Origin of the sequence: Lysinibacillus sp. BNK-21, from assembly GCF_048684915.1 — a bacterium.
GTDB classification, from domain to species: domain Bacteria; phylum Bacillota; class Bacilli; order Bacillales_A; family Planococcaceae; genus Lysinibacillus; species Lysinibacillus capsici.
Window position 1 is genome coordinate 3,053,343 of record NZ_JBLQTS010000001.1, and the last position, 15,178, is coordinate 3,068,520.

The 15,178-nt window shown below is 38.4% G+C and carries 17 protein-coding genes; 6 read left to right on the top strand and 11 right to left on the bottom strand.

Annotated elements, in window-relative coordinates; all coding sequences use genetic code 11:
• Positions 1 to 3: 3 nt before the first annotated feature.
• From ACMGGO_RS15690 to ACMGGO_RS15715, 6 genes are all read right to left on the bottom strand, one after another.
• Positions 4 to 564, bottom strand: a complete 561-nt coding sequence (locus tag ACMGGO_RS15690; protein ID WP_112117657.1) for a glycerol-3-phosphate acyltransferase — start codon at positions 562 to 564, stop codon at positions 4 to 6.
• Positions 565 to 622: 58 nt separating this feature from the next.
• Entirely contained in the window at positions 623 to 1,588 is a 966-nt protein-coding gene (locus tag ACMGGO_RS15695) for a YpdA family putative bacillithiol disulfide reductase (RefSeq protein ID WP_420282034.1), read from the bottom strand.
• A gap of 113 nt (positions 1,589 to 1,701) precedes the next feature.
• Positions 1,702 to 2,460, bottom strand: a complete 759-nt coding sequence (locus ACMGGO_RS15700) for a metallophosphoesterase (protein ID WP_054550701.1) — start codon at positions 2,458 to 2,460, stop codon at positions 1,702 to 1,704.
• Positions 2,461 to 2,604: 144 nt separating this feature from the next.
• Positions 2,605 to 3,342: a LysM peptidoglycan-binding domain-containing protein gene (locus ACMGGO_RS15705; protein ID WP_054550700.1), complete on the bottom strand. Its 738-nt coding sequence runs from the start codon at positions 3,340 to 3,342 to the stop codon at positions 2,605 to 2,607.
• Positions 3,343 to 3,428: 86 nt separating this feature from the next.
• The gene (locus ACMGGO_RS15710) at positions 3,429 to 4,871 is read right to left on the bottom strand and encodes a RecQ family ATP-dependent DNA helicase (RefSeq protein WP_066037606.1); all 1,443 of its coding nucleotides are present in this window, start codon (positions 4,869 to 4,871) and stop codon (positions 3,429 to 3,431) included.
• Positions 4,872 to 5,903, bottom strand: a complete 1,032-nt coding sequence (locus ACMGGO_RS15715) for a helix-turn-helix domain-containing protein (RefSeq protein ID WP_048389783.1) — start codon at positions 5,901 to 5,903, stop codon at positions 4,872 to 4,874.
• 106 nt (positions 5,904 to 6,009) lie between these two features.
• On the opposite strand from ACMGGO_RS15715, the gene ACMGGO_RS15720 reads away from it, so the two are divergent.
• From ACMGGO_RS15720 to ACMGGO_RS15730, 3 genes are all read left to right on the top strand, one after another.
• Positions 6,010 to 6,258 carry a ferredoxin gene (locus ACMGGO_RS15720; protein WP_004232564.1) on the top strand — a complete coding sequence of 83 codons (249 nt, stop codon included), beginning with the start codon at positions 6,010 to 6,012 and terminating at the stop codon, positions 6,256 to 6,258.
• 137 nt (positions 6,259 to 6,395) lie between these two features.
• The gene (locus ACMGGO_RS15725) at positions 6,396 to 6,989 is read left to right on the top strand and encodes a hypothetical protein (protein WP_048389781.1); all 594 of its coding nucleotides are present in this window, start codon (positions 6,396 to 6,398) and stop codon (positions 6,987 to 6,989) included.
• A 164-nt stretch (positions 6,990 to 7,153) separates the two neighbouring features.
• Entirely contained in the window at positions 7,154 to 7,936 is a 783-nt protein-coding gene (locus ACMGGO_RS15730; RefSeq protein WP_004232559.1) for an enoyl-ACP reductase FabI, read from the top strand.
• 52 nt (positions 7,937 to 7,988) lie between these two features.
• Here the strand turns inward: ACMGGO_RS15730 and ACMGGO_RS15735 are convergent, their stop codons facing one another.
• The gene (locus ACMGGO_RS15735) at positions 7,989 to 8,717 is read right to left on the bottom strand and encodes a sulfite exporter TauE/SafE family protein (RefSeq protein WP_066037604.1); all 729 of its coding nucleotides are present in this window, start codon (positions 8,715 to 8,717) and stop codon (positions 7,989 to 7,991) included.
• A gap of 14 nt (positions 8,718 to 8,731) precedes the next feature.
• Positions 8,732 to 9,931 carry an MFS transporter gene (locus ACMGGO_RS15740; protein WP_066037603.1) on the bottom strand — a complete coding sequence of 400 codons (1,200 nt, stop codon included), beginning with the start codon at positions 9,929 to 9,931 and terminating at the stop codon, positions 8,732 to 8,734.
• 298 nt (positions 9,932 to 10,229) lie between these two features.
• Between ACMGGO_RS15740 and ACMGGO_RS15745 the strand changes: the two genes are divergently transcribed.
• Together ACMGGO_RS15745 and ACMGGO_RS15750 are read left to right on the top strand one after the other, a co-directional pair.
• The gene (locus ACMGGO_RS15745; RefSeq protein ID WP_048389774.1) at positions 10,230 to 11,054 is read left to right on the top strand and encodes a methyl-accepting chemotaxis protein; all 825 of its coding nucleotides are present in this window, start codon (positions 10,230 to 10,232) and stop codon (positions 11,052 to 11,054) included.
• Between the two features lie 17 nt (positions 11,055 to 11,071).
• The gene (locus ACMGGO_RS15750; RefSeq protein WP_066037602.1) at positions 11,072 to 11,617 is read left to right on the top strand and encodes a GNAT family N-acetyltransferase; all 546 of its coding nucleotides are present in this window, start codon (positions 11,072 to 11,074) and stop codon (positions 11,615 to 11,617) included.
• A gap of 36 nt (positions 11,618 to 11,653) precedes the next feature.
• Here ACMGGO_RS15750 and ACMGGO_RS15755 read toward each other — a convergent pair whose 3' ends face one another.
• Positions 11,654 to 13,198 (bottom strand): flotillin family protein, encoded by a 1,545-nt coding sequence (locus ACMGGO_RS15755; protein ID WP_004232547.1) that lies wholly within the window; start codon positions 13,196 to 13,198, stop codon positions 11,654 to 11,656.
• A gap of 15 nt (positions 13,199 to 13,213) precedes the next feature.
• Positions 13,214 to 13,744: a hypothetical protein gene (locus tag ACMGGO_RS15760; RefSeq protein ID WP_004232545.1), complete on the bottom strand. Its 531-nt coding sequence runs from the start codon at positions 13,742 to 13,744 to the stop codon at positions 13,214 to 13,216.
• Between the two features lie 154 nt (positions 13,745 to 13,898).
• Here ACMGGO_RS15760 and ACMGGO_RS15765 point away from each other — a divergent pair, with 154 nt between their 5' ends.
• On the top strand, positions 13,899 to 14,276 hold the full coding sequence (locus ACMGGO_RS15765) for a hypothetical protein (RefSeq protein ID WP_066037601.1): 378 nt from the start codon (positions 13,899 to 13,901) through the stop codon (positions 14,274 to 14,276).
• A gap of 126 nt (positions 14,277 to 14,402) precedes the next feature.
• Here ACMGGO_RS15765 and ACMGGO_RS15770 read toward each other — a convergent pair whose 3' ends face one another.
• On the bottom strand, positions 14,403 to 15,137 hold the full coding sequence (locus ACMGGO_RS15770) for a hypothetical protein (RefSeq protein ID WP_048389726.1): 735 nt from the start codon (positions 15,135 to 15,137) through the stop codon (positions 14,403 to 14,405).
• Positions 15,138 to 15,178: the final 41 nt, after the last annotated feature.

Genomic DNA, 15,178 nt, shown 5'->3' on the forward strand with positions numbered 1-15,178 from the left:
CCTTCACTTCCCTCTTTTCAATGATTCCTGAATATTAGACATATGCTTAATAAGCATACACACGATTGCCATGATTAAAAGTCCATATGGCTCTAATTTCCCTGCTTGAATAATTGCGGCTATATAAAAAACAAAGCCCCCAACCATGCCAAGTGTCAGACTTCTAGTAAAGGCCGATATAAGTGCTGTACCAATAATCATCCATAAAAAAAGACTTGGCGATAAGGCGAGACCCACACCAATAAAAGTAGCTACACCTTTCCCTCCATTCCATTTCAGCCAAATCGGAAATAGATGCCCTATTATCACCCATGCAGCTCCGCCAATAAGGACCCATTCATCCAATTGCCACATGCGTCCTAATCCGACAACAAGTACACCTTTTAATGAATCGCCAAGAAGAGTCAAAATAAACGCTGTTTTCCCAATCACACTTCCCGCATTACGCGCGCCTAAATTTTTACTACGCTCTTCCTGCAAATTGACACCGTATATCTTACCAACGAAATAAGCCGTCAAGATGTTTCCTATTAAATAACTCAAGAGCCAATACAAGCCAATCATTGAGTTGCCTCCTTGCTAAAAAGGCTGTATAAGCTACATGCCTATACAGCCTCGATCGTTATTTTTTTCTCTGCTCAATAGTTCGAGCGATACATTCGCCATGGAAACGACCATTTTCAATAAAAATTTCATTGGCATTATTTCCTGCTGCAATAACACCTGCAATGAATAGTCCTTCAACATTGGTTTCCATCGTTTCAGGCGTAACATAAGGACGACCCGTTTCTTCCTCTATGTCCACTCCCATCGCTTTAATAAAGGAGTGATCAGGATGATAGCCAGTCATAGCAAAAACGAAATCATTTTTTACTATTTTCTCTTGGCCCTCTACTTCTAAAACAACTTCGTGCTCACGTATTTCCAATACATTTGTATTAAAAAGCATGTCAACTTCTCCAGTTTTGACTACCCCTTCAAATTCGGGTAATACCCATGGCTTGATGCTTGGAGAGTATTCGCTGCCACGATAGGCTACGGTTACACGAGCCCCGGCTTTATTTAATTCTAACGCGGCATCTATCGCTGAATTTTTGCCGCCTATAACTAGAACATCCGTATCAAAAAATTCATGGCCCTCTTTAAAGTAATGGAAAACTTTAGGTAACTCCTCACCATGGATATTTAAATAATTCGGATGATCATAATAACCTGTTGCAATGACAACATAGGGCGTTTCATATATTTCCTTATCGGAGGTAACCGTGAACAAATCATTATTTTTTACAACACTTTGTACTTTTTCGAAGCGATTAACTTGTATATTTTTTAAACGGACGACCTCTCGATAGTAGACAAGGGCTTGATTGCGTTTCGGCTTACGTCCTTCAATAATAAATGGTACATCACCAATGGCTAACCGTTCACTCGTACTAAAAAATGTTTGATGTGTAGGGTAATGATAGATGGAATTGACGATATTTCCTTTTTCAATCACAATAGGTTGTAAACCAATATTTTGCAAAGCTATTGCTGCTGCTAAGCCGCATGGGCCTCCTCCAACAATAATTGCATCTGCTTGCTGCATTTCTTGACACTCCAATCGAATTTGAACAGCAAAAATTGCTGCTCCATGCTTTCACATTATCATAGAATAGACGATACTTTTTTATTATACGCCTTCTCACACGTTTTGGTTGTTTATTTACTCGAAATATCAATGTCAATTATATGACATTGGGGCTTTGCACCAAATCGAAAAGGTACTAATGTTGTCCCATAGCCATTGCTTACTAAAGTCATGACACCATCACGCTGACGATAGGAACCATTTGGATGGACACCATATGGGCCGAATCGAATTTGCCCTCCATGTAAATGTCCCCCCATCATTAAATCCGCACGGAACTTAGCCCGAACTTTCGCAAAAACCTCTGGATTATGGGCGATAAAAACAACTAAATCCTGCTCTCCTATCTTTGCAAAAGCTTTTTCAAAACTATATTCTTTAACGGTTGTATCCTCAATAGCACTTAACCAAAAGCTATTTTTAAGCGGAAGCTGTACGGCATCATTGACAATAATTTGAACATGGTATGCCTGTAAAATGTCCTTCAGTCTTTCTTCCCCAATTTCTCTGTCATTATTGCCCCAAATAAAATAGGTTGGTCCAAGGGACGTTAATAATGATAAATTTTCATGAATACGATCAATCGGTGTACGGCTATCCGCAAAATCACCGCCAATAATTACTGCATCAAAATGATGTCCCTGTAACTGTGCAATCATTTTCTTACTTATTTTACGTAAATGAACATCTGAAATAAAAAATAATCGTACCTTCTCCTGTTCACCCTGTAATGAAAGCTGGTGAGACAATACATTATTTTCATGTGCCACCTTCCACATATAAAGTGGAGGGGCGATGACTACCAAAAGAAATAGCCCTAAATATAGCATTTTCTCACTTCTCCTTACGACAGCAAAAAGGCGATTCTTCTTAAAAAACGAATCGCCTTTTTGCTAAATCAGACGTACGTTTTGGTGTGAACGTTTGTCTGTAATTTTATACTAGAAAACCTATATAACGATAAAAAAATTCTATTAAGGTAACTTAATGACTTGCCCAACCATTACAGTATTAGAGGACATCCCATTAGCAGCACGAATTTTAGCTAAAGTCGCTTCACTGCCATCGCCATAGTGATTTAATGCAATTCGGTATAAGTTCTCATTTGCTTTTACAGTATGTGTCGTTGCTTTAGCATTTTGTTTTGCTTCTTCCGCTTTTCTAGCCTCTTCTGCTTTTCTTGCTGCCTCTGCTTGTTGTTGAGCTATTCTTGCTTCTTCAGCTTTTCGAGCTTCTTCGGCTTTTTTTGCTTCCTCTGCCTTTTTCGCTTCTTGAGCCTTTTTCGCTTCTTCAGCAGCTTTTTGCTCCGCTGCTAACTTATCAGCATCTTTTTGAGATTGCTCTTGAGCCTTCTTATCTCCCTGAGCGTCTTGACCCTTATCATCTTTTTCCTTATCTTTATCTGACGCAGATGCTTCTGAAGGATCTAATTCGACAACCTGTTCAGCTGTATCCTTTTCGGCTTGTTCAATCGTTTTTCCTGGTTCATAAAATTTCCAAAAATAAATAAGAATTGTTAATGGTATCAAGATAAAAATAACAAACAGAATCGTCATTAACGGTGTCTTACGTTTCGAATTTTTTGGCTTTTTGTTTTTATTACCGTTTTTATTCATTCTGGAAACTCTTGATAAGGATTGCTGTTCTTTTTGCTCATCTTCAAACGATTGACGATGCTCTTCTATTTTATCGCGATAATCTTCTTTATTCATTCGCCTTTCCCCCAACCTTACTACGCTTTCTATCATCTCTATTATGACGAATTTTACGAAAAAAGTAAATGACCGTCAGTTTTAGTCTAATTACCCATTAATAGTTGTTGCAATCGACTTTTCCACGTTGCCATTTCTACTTTCTTTTTCTCTTTTAAGCGTACTTTCTTGATTACATCATAATGGATTCCACAATTTTCACAACAGTTTTCCGGCTTTTTCTGCAATTTTTGCCCAAAATACCCGACTAAATGTTCACGAATACAGTCTTTTGTCTGTATGATTTGAAGCATTTCATTCACTGCATTGTATTTCTCTAGTGCTAAATGATTTAATCGGACCTTCACTTGTTCCGAAGACTCTCGTTGCAGCCAATAGTCTAACACACGGAAGGCTGTCTCACTTAACTCCCCATTTTTCAGCATTTGGATGGGCTGTATTTGCTGAGATAGCAGCTCCTGATAGCGGTCAACATGATGTAAAGTTGGTAAATCGCCTGTCACAACAAATTTAGCCAGCTCCTCATCACCTTCAGCATATAGTAATATAGCAAGTGCAGAGTGACCATCCCGCCCTGCACGTCCGATCTCCTGCATATAATTCGCTATATTGGCAGGCATTGATTCATGAATGACCTGCCGTATATCAAGCTTATTAATGCCCATACCAAAAGCGTTTGTTGCAACAATCCAATCAAGTTCACCAGCTATAAATTGCTGTTGAATAAATTGACGGTCCTCCACCCCATAGCCCGCATGATATGCAGCAACACGAACGCCCTCTTGTAATAAGGCTTCGCTATATTGTTGCGCACGTTTACGTGAGGAAACATATAAAATACCAGGTCCTGCTGTTTCCGTAATATGGTGCATGAGCCATCTAGCTTTATCAGCCTTATCCTCCACTACTACACGGCCTAAATGAATATTCGGGCGGTCAACATTATACATAAACTCGAATGGAGCTTTGAGAGATAAAGTTTCCCGTATATCTCGAACAACCTTCTTTGTTGCCGTAGCAGATAATGCCAAAATCGGCGGACGATTTCCTCTCGTTAGCCAGTCACCTATTCGTAAATAATCTGGTCGAAAATCAAAGCCCCATTGTGAGATACAATGTGCCTCATCTACTACGATTAAACCTAGCTTCATCTGCGCCAGTTTCTCTTGTACCTGTTGCTGGAGCAGCATCTCTGGGGAAGTAAAAATAAAACGATATTGCTCTAAATAATGTAATACATAACGTTTCTCTGTTAGTGATAAAAAGGAATTTAAAGCTACCACCCTCTTTTCCCCAAAACGCTTCAGCTCTTCTACTTGATCCTGCATTAATGACAGTAATGGTGAAACAATTAGTACAGGTTTCTCTAATGTATAGGCTGGTAGCTGGTAGCAGAGTGATTTTCCCATTCCTGTTGGCAATAAGGCAATAACATCTTGTTCTTGTAGTAATGCCTCAATAACTTCTTTCTGTCCTGGCCGAAATGATGAATAACCAAAATGCTTATGCAATAATTGTTCAAGTTCCATTTATACTTCTCCTTTCGCAAGGACAAGCCTTAATTGAAAATAACTCATATCGTTTAAAGCTTCATGTAATATTTTCAATTTTTTTGTTTGATACTGCTTCGATGCCTGCCACACTTTTTGAGCTTCATCATAGGAGACGAATGGGCCAATAGAAAAGTTCGGTTCATACATAGCTAATTCCACAAAATGATCCTCAATTGTACTTTGTTTTAGTTTTCTCATTTGAACAATTTGCTCCATCGAATAACCTTGTTCATATAATTGTGCGGTTTGTTGTGCAGAATCTGTTAGCAATATTTTAACTTTTAATCCTTCTGCCACATGCCCTAGTAATGGGTAATCATCTATTTTTTGATGCACTTCATTTAATAATATATGTAGGGTTTCAATAAAAGCTAATTGACTATCCAGTACAGTTTCCTTCCGTTCATCTGCAAGTTGTTGCCACGTCCATCCTGGTAATTGATAACCACTTAAACGATACAGAACAAGCTGTTTGCTTGCATCTGACACAGGGAGAATAGTTAGCACATGATTACATTCTGTCAATAATTGCTGTTGTAAATGACCTTCCTTATAATGATGTGCCTGTAAAAAAGTTCGCACCCACGCTTGAATCATTGTATCTCTACTAATCGGTGAAAAGGTACGAACGGCTGCGGCTTGATGTGACAAACTTTGTACAATGAGAGAGAGCCTCGCAAAAAACACATGCTCATTTCCCCGATAGTGCCAACCATCAAAGAAAAAGGTTGGCGTTTGTTGTGCACGTTGTAATCCTAGCGTTTCCATGTAAAAATGACCAGATTCCTGCACATTTAACCAACTATTCTGCATAAATAAGTTTACAGCCTCATCAAATGTAGTACGAGATAGTTTTGGCAAGAGGCCAAAATATTGATGCAGTTGAAAAAGACCAATATCTTGAATCGTCTGGCCTGAACGCTTCCCTCTTAGGACATGATAGGCAGCCGAAATCGTCCGCTCTTTATTGAGTTTTTGAAAGATTTGCAATAAAATTTGATGAAACATTGACGCAAATTCCTCCAATTTAATAGTATTTAAGTTGAAATGTAAGATAAACATCTTTAAAATGAGTATGAAGCTTTGTAGGAACATCGTTAAAGGAGAGAATAAAATGGCTAAATACACAATAGTTGATAAAGATACATGCATCGCTTGTGGCGCATGTGGAGCCGCAGCGCCAGACATTTATGATTATGATGATGAAGGCATTGCCTTCGTTATTTTAGATGATAACATGGGAACTGCTGAAGTTCCAGAGGATCTATTGGAAGATATGCAAGACGCTTTTGAAGGTTGTCCAACAGACTCTATCAAAGTAGCAGATGAAACATTCGATGGTGACTCATTAAAATTTGAATAGTCTTCCGTTGATGTATATCTTAAAAGGCATCCTTCAGGGGATGCCTTCTTATTGATTAAAATATTGGCTATCTTTTGCATCAAGATAATAGGCATATGGTCCATTGCTATACATACCAATCTATTGGAGGAATGTGAATGTTTGAGCAGTTACAAGTTGAGCATAGTTTATTTTATATTGATCAAGACCATATGAATAGATTTAAAAATCTTGCTGCAAAGTGGCAATCAATATTTCCAGATGTTTGTGCGAAATGTTTGAATACTGTGGACGCATGGGCAAACGTGTTAAATAACTGGGTTTTCTTAAAATCGCAGCAGACCGATGAGCTCATTCTAAATCCTTCTAAAGCCATCTATTATTCTATCAATACATTCTTATTAGATGAGCTCCAAAAAATTCAAATAATTCAAAAAGTAAAAGAATGTGAGAATGATGATTTTCAGTATTTTGCGGCCTTCCACTTAGGAAATGCCATCGATTTATGGGTGTACGATACACTTGAAAAAAGTGCAGAATCTGATTTGTTAAAACCACAAAATCGAATACCTTATTATCTTGCCTTTTTAGACGATGATTTTCAAACAGACAATGCTTTATTCCATAAAAATCAAACAAGAGCAATCAAAATATTGGCACAGGTCATTCGGTCACAAAATTGCTTTAGAATCACTGTCAGTAGTGCTGTTAATCGAGCAGTAGATATGTATGATCATTATGTAACAAAATAAAATAGCACACTTTTTAATTCGTCTCTACTGTAAAGAGATGAATTTTTTTTGCTCTCTAAACTACTTCTCTTTTCATCTTGTTATTGCAACGTTATTTTATGTATGATAATATTTTAGTAGTTGGTACTAATAACAGATATTATCTCACAAAGGAGTTCTTCATAATGATGGATAATTTATTACAATTAAAAGATAAGAACATTGTTGTCATGGGCGTAGCAAATGATCGCAGTATTGCTTGGGGCATTGCTAAACGTTTATTTGACGTTGGTGCAAATGTCATCTTCACGTATCGTCAAGAACGTTCATTAAAAAAATTACAAAAACAATTAGAAAATATCGGACAATCCGATTCTCTTGTTGTTCAATGTGATGTGAATAGTGACGACAGCACAAAAGCAGCTTTTGAAGAAATCGGCTCAAAGGTTGGTGTTATTCATGGGATTGTACATTCAGTGGCTTTTGCGCATGCAGAAGATTTACACAACCGCTTCCTTGAAACAACTCGAGAAGGCTATGCATTCGCACAAGATACAAGTGCCTATTCACTTATTTCCACTGCAAAAGCAGCTCATCCATACATGACAGAGGGTGGCTCTATCGTTACAATGAGTTACTTAGGTGCAGAACGAGTACTTGATGGCTACAATGTGATGGGCGTTGCAAAAGCTGCATTAGAGGCTTCTATGCGCTATCTTGCTGCTGATATTGGCCAAGATAATATTCGCGTCAATGCTATCTCAGCTGGTGCTATTCGTACACTCGCTGCAAAAGGTGTTCCTTCTTTTAACACAATCTTACACAAAATTGAAGAAACAGCTCCTTTAAAACGTAATGTTCAACAAGACGAAGTAGCAGATATGACGATTGTTATGCTATCTCACCTATCACGTGGTGTGACTGGTGAGACGATCTACATCGACGCTGGCTACAATATTATGGGTTAACAATAAAGAAGTATGGGAGGATGTATTATCCTTCCATACTTCTTTTTGTTGTTTATAGCATTGTCCATAAACTTTGGATCAACAAAATTAAGCCTGCTGCTACTAATAGAAAATAAATTAAGATTTTAAACAATTTTTGATTTAATCGAGTAAATAGCATTTGTCCAAAAATAAGTCCTAAGAAAACAATTGGCAAAGCATACATACTATATATCCAAACCATTTTACTTGTACCCTCAAAAATGACTTGAGAAAGTAAGCTAATTAGATAGATAAATATATAGTAGGCTAGTGAAACAGCTCTAATGGTTTCTTTATTTCTATGTGTGCTCGCAAAATAGAGCAACAGTGGTGGTCCAGCCATCCCAATACTTGTTGTGAACATACCTGATATAAAACCAACGCCATAATCTCTACTCCTTGTTTGTTGAATAGAGAGATTTTTAATCAATAGAATCGTAAGCCCTATAAGAAGGATAGCGATGAGCAGCTTAAATGTCGTCACATCGACTAAGGCAAATAGTATACTACCAAAAGGAGCACCTGCAACACTACCGATCATCACCTTTTTAAGCAACGCTACATCAATATCATGTCTCACCTTCCATATGAGAGAAAACGAAATAACAAGGGACAGTATTATATTTATTTGCATCGCCTCTTGTGGTGTAAAAAGCAACAGTAAAAAAGGCGTAGCCATAACGGAAAAACCAAAACCTGTACTGGTTTGTAAAATAGAAGCTGCTAGGATAATGAAAAAATAGAAAAGTAATTCCTGCAAAATGACACCTCACATCATGTTGTGATACGTTGTCTAACAATGAATCTTTTTAATAAAAATGATAGGACACAAGCAATGAATAAAAACAGAGCAATCATCACTATAACACCCATCCACCCATATTTCATCCAAAAAACGCCTCCTACTGTTCCTCCAACACTTGAACCAAAATAATAGAAAAATAAATAGAGAGAAGATGCTTGTGCTTTATCGTGGGATGCTCGTTTGCTCACCCAGCCACTTGCGATTGAATGAGCTGCAAAAAAGCCAAAGGTAAAAACGGTTATCCCTATAATCTTTAAAGTAAGTAGCCCATTGAGCGTTACTATAGCTCCAGCTAACATAATGGCAATGGCCAGTAAGAGCATTCGTTGGCGACCATAACGATCGGCTAAACTGCCAAACCATGCCGAGCTAAATGTCCCAACTAAATAAATGACAAATATCCAACCTACAATTGTGGCACTTAAATTATAGGGAGGTGCCATTAGTTTAAAGCCAATATAATTATAAAGTGTGACAAAGCTTCCCATTAAAAGAAACCCCATCCCATAAAGACACAGCATAGAAGGATCTCTTAAATGTTGCAGTAGGGTTTTGGTCAATGCTTTTAATTGTAAAGGTCGCGCGCTGAAATGTTTGGAGCTTGGTAACATCCAGACAAACAATAAACTAACTAGCAGGCTGATTCCTCCTAGTACCATCATGCCTGTATGCCAGTTATAATGGTCCGTTAAGGTACCAATAATAACTCGTCCACTAAGTCCCCCTACTGAATTACCGCTAATATATAAGCCCATGGCAACCCCTAAGCTTCCTGGTTCCATCTCTTCTCCCAAATAAGCCATAGCGATTGCTGGTAAACCTGCAAAAACGATGCCTTGTACAACACGTAAAACTAAAATTGTTTCAAAGTTAGGTGAAAATGCAAGAGCTAGTGTCAGGACAGAAGCTGCAAAAATAGAAATCGTCATCAATGATTTTCTTCCCCATGCTTCTGATAACGAACTGACAATTATTAAACTCACCGCTAATGCAAAGGTAGTTACTGAAAGAGATAAACTTGCTACAGCTGGTGAGACGTGAAATGCTTCTGAAAATGTTGGTAGTAATGGCTGCGTTACATATAGGTTAGCAAACGTAATAAAGCCTGCTAAAAATAAGGCCCAATTCGCTTTATGAAACGCCCTCGTACCCTTTTGTATATAGTCCATGAAACTCTCTCCTTAACTTCTTCCACATGCTACTATTATTCTAATACAATATTTCGCAAAACACACGTCTCCTTGTCAAATTTTAGACAAAAAAGACCTTCATTTTCACCGCTGCAAAAAAATAATAATTGACAAATAAAAGCACTTCAGATTTGTATGTTCTTCTTTTAATAAAAAATAAATAGCTATTTTGACTTGGCAAATATTGTGCTACAGTAAAAGTAATCATCTAGAACCATTGTCACAATGAAGACAGATGACACAACCATTTTCATTGACGAGACTTGGAGGAATTTTTATGAAAATTATTGAAGCTTTAGCCCTCGCAACACCTTATATTCATCTAGCATTAAAACAAGAAGCCATTGTGGCTGTTGTTGAAAAGGAAAATGAAACAGTCGTTAAATACTTAGCAGGTAAACGTGTGGATTCCGGCTACCATGATGGACAAAAAGTTAACGCCAATGACCAAAATGTTTTCATCGCCTTTAATGGACAAAATGCAGATGTGGTGATACCAGAGGATGTTTACGGTGTAGCAATCAATGCTTTTTCATTCCCCATTCGTGAAAATGGTCAAGTAGTAGGTGCATTAGCTTTTGGCTTACCAATAGATAATGAGCTCAAACTTGAAGATTATATGGCTACGATGGATAAGATCGTCAACAGTCTACAGGATAAAGTACATACAATCGCTTCCCATTCTGAGGAATTAGCAGCCACTAGTGAGGAAATTAATAAGCAGGCACAGCATGCCCTAGAGGACTCTGAAAAAACAAATGCCGTGACAGATTTAATTAAAAGTATATCTCGCCAAACTAATTTACTAGGTTTAAACGCATCCATCGAGGCTGCACGTGCTGGACAGCACGGCGCTGGCTTTAATATTGTGGCACAGGAAGTTCGAAAACTGTCCTTTGAGACGTCTAGTGCTACCGAAAATATAGAATCATCATTACGGAATATCAATAGAAATCTAGATAATCTAAAGCAAAATATGGGACAAATCAATGATGCAACAAATGAGCAAGCACAGCTCGTACAGGATTTCAGCGAAATTATAGAAGAATTAACTTTACTTAGCCGAGAAATGAAAGGCTTTATGCACAATGCGTTAAAATAATAATGAGGTGAACAATAATGCAAATTACCATAAACCAAGATTTAGCTTTACGGATGATCGCACCTGAAGATGCAGAGAAGGTTTTTGCATTAACGGATGCCTCGAGGGAATATCTGAAAGAATGGCTACCATGGCTAGATTTCACAAAAGAACTGGCGGATACAAAAGCCTATATTGAGGGCTGTATTAAGGGCCATGAAGCGAACAGTAGCCTCTTCCTAGTCATTCTCTTTAAAAATGAAATTGTTGGCATTGCAGGCTTTAACGCGATTAACCCGAGCAATAAAATCGGCACTATTGGCTATTGGTTGAGCGAAGGAGCACAAGGACATGGCATCATGACGAAAACGGTAAAAGCTTTATTGCAATATGCCTTTGAAACATTGAAGCTTCATAAAGTTGAAATTCGTGTTGCTGAAGCCAATCACAAAAGTCGCGCAATCCCAGAACGTCTTGGATTCATGCAAGAAGGAACCATTCGAGCTGCAGAATGGCTCTACGATCATTATGTAAATCACGTTATTTATGGCATGCTTGTAAGTGAATGGCAGCAACAACTATAAAAAAACGACCTGATGAGATCATCAGGTCGTTTTTTGTTAGGATTGTTCTACCGCTTCTTTCGTTTCTTCAGGTGCTTGCTTTTTTTCAAGTCCTAAAGCAATCTGCTCTAATTCTGGACGCAATGTGTGCTTCCCAGCATAGCTCTCGATCAGCTCTTTTACATCGAGACCAGAAGTTTCTTTTAATGTTTCTTGAAGTGTAGACATTAAATTGGTTGCGTAAGATGTAACCTTATTCGCACCACTTCCCTCTCCACCACCAGTATCGACCACTGTAATCTTATCGATATTGCCAAGTGGACTTGCAAGCTCTTTTGCATACTCTGGCATCATGCGTACAACCATATCCAGTACAGCTGCTTGACCATAGTATTCAAAGGCTTCGGCAATCTTACGTTTAGCTTCAGCTTCAGCCAGACCACGTAGACGAATGATATCAGCCTCCGTCTCCCCTTGTGCTCGCTCTGCATCAGCTTTGGCAAGACCATCCAAACGAATTTTCTCTGCCTCTGCTTTTGCTAATGATTCAATACGATATTTTTCCGCATCAGCCTGTGCAAGCTCACGCATTTTTTCAGCTGCAGCATTTTGCTCCACTGCATAGCGATCTGCATCTGCTTTCTTTTTAACCTCAGAGTCATATTGCTTTTCTCTACGTAAAATCTCTTTTTCTTCTAATTCAATTTGCTTTTGACGCTCGATAATGCGAATTTGCATTTCTTGCTCCGTTACTTCCTGCTTAGCACGAGCAGTTTCAAGCTCATACGCTTGGTCAGCACGCGCTTTGGCAATATCCTGCTCACGTCGGAACTCAGCTACTTTTAATTGATTTTCTTTTTCTGCTTCTGCAATTTCCGTCGCACGCTCTAGTTCTGCCTTTTGTGCTTCCTTAGACGCTTCTGCACGTTTAATACGTGTTTCTTTTTCTGCATCTGCTGTCGCAATATCAGCATCTCGCTTTACCTGTGCGATTCTCGGTTTCCCTAGTGAGTCTAAATAGCCATTTTTATCTCGTACATCCTTGATCGTGAAGGATACAATGACAAGACCCATCTTTGCTAAATCTTGTGAAGCAACACGTTGAACTTCCTGTGAGAATTTATCGCGGTTTTTGTAGATTTCTTCAACCGTCATAGATCCTAAAATGGAACGTAAATGACCTTCTAATACTTCACGTGCTTCCCCTTCGCGCTCTGCTTTTTGCTTGCCTAAAAACTGCTCTGCTGCTGTCGCAATTTCTGAAATGGAACCGCCAATTTTAATAATGGCTGTACCATCTGCCATAACAGGAACACCTTGCTCTGTATACACCTCAGGCGTTGTCACTTCTAGTTTACTAGAAAGTAAGCTTAACGGCTGTGCTTGTTGGAAAATAGGGAATACAAATGTACCGCCCCCACGAATGATTTTAATGCGATTCCCCGACTCATCCTTATGTACATTTTTAGAGCCGAGATAGCTACCTGTCACAATCAGTGCTTCATCAGGACCCGCCGTACGATACTTTGTCACATATAAGCCGACTAGGGCAATTAATACAAATGCTACAATTCCTAAAACAATTAAGATATCGGTTGACATAGACATATCTCTCCTTTAAACAAATTTTTTCTCGTACGTTCTAACAAAAAGTGTTCCGTCCTTCACATCCACAACAAGTACGGTTTCATCATAGTCAATGGCTTCATTATCATAGCCCGTTGCCCGTTTTGAAATCATGCCACTTGTCGTTTCGATAACAACCTCGCCAAAACCATCTACTGGAATTGGCACAATAACTCTTCCTAATTGCCCGCCTAGCGATTCCTCTGTATAAGCTAAAGAAACATCAGCGGAACGTAGCGGAACGAGAACAAATAAATAAAAGATGGAACTTAAAATAGCACCGATGATACATGCAGCAATGATGTTCCAAACGCTAGAGAACCAGGCTAGTTTTTCTAAAATAAAACCTGCTGCTGACATCAACGTAATGAAAGATAGAATGACACTCGGATTAAAAATGGGTAGTCCTTCCCCAATACCTTCGACTGCATCACCAAAAAACATAACCAATACTGTGGCAAGGCCAGCGAAAATCAAAACCACCAAAAAGATCTGCTCGAGTGAATAGCCAAATAGCGTCAAGTTGCTCACCCCTTTTCATCATATTACCTACTATACGGATGTACCTCAGGAAAAGTTTCAAAATTTTTCAAACTCTTCTTTAAAGTATTATTTTTTGCTTTCATTAGAACCATGTTACAATAGAAAAGTATTCTGACAACTAAGGAGAAATGGCATGAAGCTTTCGACAATCTTAAATTTTATAATTCTAGTATTTTTCACGTTATTATTCGTTAATGATTTCTTCCCTGATACAGCTATTGCTGCGATGCTGACTAAAAAAATAATATTGCTTATATTAGTTGGGCTTGTCATCATTCAGCTAGCCTTTGACAAGGGTAGATATAAAAGATTATCAAAAAAGGCTTATATCGGATTAACATTGTATACAGTTGGATTATGGATTGTTTTAACATTACTTGGCGGTCAATCACAAATTGGCCTATCGTTCACAAGTCCTCTATTCTATATCATTGTTGTGCTTCTTGGATTGGATTTAATCCGCCTTTCACGCCAAACTAAGCGGGATCAAACAGAGGAGAAAGCGAAGTAAAGCACAGCTATCCGTCAATCTTACGAAGCTATCCACCACTTTCGCACTGCTTACCGTCACTTTTGTCCCTCTATCCGACGACAACATAAAAAGCATGTCTCTGATTTTGACAGAGACATGCTTTTCTTATGATTCTAATACATTTAAAATGGCATCCAGTTCATGGACAGCTAGATCTAAGCGTTCCTTCGCTTCGATATTTTGCTGTTTTAAGTGACTAAACTCTAGCAAATTTTTCTCATGCTTTAACTTAATAGATGATAAACGTTCGATTCGTGCTTCTACTTTTTCTATTGCTTGCTCACAGACAGTTGTCCAGAGCTTTTCTGATTGTTGCATTTCCGTTGTCGATGGGTTGTGCTGACGCATAATTCGTGCGTAAACCATTTCAATTTGTTCAATTAGCTCCGAATAAAAATGGCGCTCAACGCGTGTTGTTTGGAATGTTGGATGTTCTACCTCTTTGGCATATGGCGTTATTTGACGAAGTAGCTTGCCAGCATTTTCTCCAAAAGCATGGGATAAATTCAAGACATTCATTAATTGCAATAATAAGCGTATTTCTTCTAGATTAATAAGTTGGGAATCGATGCTTTCCTTTAACTTTAATGACTCCATGTAGCGTCGATCAAAATGTTCAATTTCACCGTTGCGCTGCTCTACTAAATGGACACTTGCATTGTCTTTCAAGCTTTTAATATAGCGAATGGCATGGTTTTTTAGCTCTTCTTTTGACAGCAAGTTATCATTGTCTTGTTGTGGTTTTTCTCGTTGAACATACGCAAATGCATCCATTTTTTTGGGCCATTGTGCTGCTTGGGTTTCATCTGAGACATTATAGCGTATATAAATTCCGTGCATTTCATATCCTCCAAGTCCATTAAACAAGTATCTCTAAAGAC

Excerpts from the sequence above, each read along its gene's own strand:
- ACMGGO_RS15690 (WP_112117657.1), bottom strand. The coding sequence starts at position 564 with ATGATTGGCTTGTATTGGCTCTTGAGTTATTTAATAGGAAACATCTTG.
- ACMGGO_RS15695 (WP_420282034.1), bottom strand. The coding sequence starts at position 1,588 with ATGCAGCAAGCAGATGCAATTATTGTTGGAGGAGGCCCATGCGGCTTA.
- ACMGGO_RS15700 (WP_054550701.1), bottom strand. The coding sequence starts at position 2,460 with ATGCTATATTTAGGGCTATTTCTTTTGGTAGTCATCGCCCCTCCACTT.
- ACMGGO_RS15705 (WP_054550700.1), bottom strand. The coding sequence starts at position 3,342 with ATGAATAAAGAAGATTATCGCGATAAAATAGAAGAGCATCGTCAATCG.
- ACMGGO_RS15710 (WP_066037606.1), bottom strand. The coding sequence starts at position 4,871 with ATGGAACTTGAACAATTATTGCATAAGCATTTTGGTTATTCATCATTT.
- ACMGGO_RS15715 (WP_048389783.1), bottom strand. The coding sequence starts at position 5,903 with ATGTTTCATCAAATTTTATTGCAAATCTTTCAAAAACTCAATAAAGAG.
- ACMGGO_RS15720 (WP_004232564.1), top strand. The coding sequence starts at position 6,010 with ATGGCTAAATACACAATAGTTGATAAAGATACATGCATCGCTTGTGGC.
- ACMGGO_RS15725 (WP_048389781.1), top strand. The coding sequence starts at position 6,396 with ATGTTTGAGCAGTTACAAGTTGAGCATAGTTTATTTTATATTGATCAA.
- ACMGGO_RS15730 (WP_004232559.1), top strand. The coding sequence starts at position 7,154 with ATGATGGATAATTTATTACAATTAAAAGATAAGAACATTGTTGTCATG.
- ACMGGO_RS15740 (WP_066037603.1), bottom strand. The coding sequence starts at position 9,931 with ATGGACTATATACAAAAGGGTACGAGGGCGTTTCATAAAGCGAATTGG.
- ACMGGO_RS15745 (WP_048389774.1), top strand. The coding sequence starts at position 10,230 with ATGAAAATTATTGAAGCTTTAGCCCTCGCAACACCTTATATTCATCTA.
- ACMGGO_RS15750 (WP_066037602.1), top strand. The coding sequence starts at position 11,072 with ATGCAAATTACCATAAACCAAGATTTAGCTTTACGGATGATCGCACCT.
- ACMGGO_RS15755 (WP_004232547.1), bottom strand. The coding sequence starts at position 13,198 with ATGTCAACCGATATCTTAATTGTTTTAGGAATTGTAGCATTTGTATTA.
- ACMGGO_RS15765 (WP_066037601.1), top strand. The coding sequence starts at position 13,899 with ATGAAGCTTTCGACAATCTTAAATTTTATAATTCTAGTATTTTTCACG.
- ACMGGO_RS15770 (WP_048389726.1), bottom strand. The coding sequence starts at position 15,137 with ATGCACGGAATTTATATACGCTATAATGTCTCAGATGAAACCCAAGCA.